The organism is Desulfovibrio desulfuricans, assembly GCF_024460775.1.
Taxonomy (GTDB): domain Bacteria; phylum Desulfobacterota; class Desulfovibrionia; order Desulfovibrionales; family Desulfovibrionaceae; genus Desulfovibrio; species Desulfovibrio desulfuricans_E.
On sequence record NZ_JANFYZ010000105.1, the window covers coordinates 1 to 236 of the forward strand.

The following is a 236-nucleotide window of genomic DNA, read 5'->3' on the forward strand; positions in this document are numbered from 1 at the left end:
TTGAAAACTGAAATTCACATTATTCGGAAGACGCCTTTCTCTGTCGCCGTTTAATCTGCAGTATGGTATCTCTTTTTCAATCTTTTCGATCAAATAATCCCGAAGCTGACTTTCTTTTTCCATTCTTCTTTCCATAGACGCTGCAGCTATTTCAACTGCTTTCCCGAAACCGACGATTCCTGGAACATTTTCAGTTCCTGCACGACGTCTCCTCTCCTGTGCTCCTCCGTGGATCA

Annotated in this window: 1 protein-coding gene; it reads right to left on the reverse strand. The window is 43.2% G+C overall.

Annotated elements, in window-relative coordinates; all coding sequences use genetic code 11:
* On the reverse strand, positions 1–236 hold a 236-nt coding region (locus NE637_RS15570; protein WP_256267830.1), incomplete at both ends, for an aminotransferase class V-fold PLP-dependent enzyme.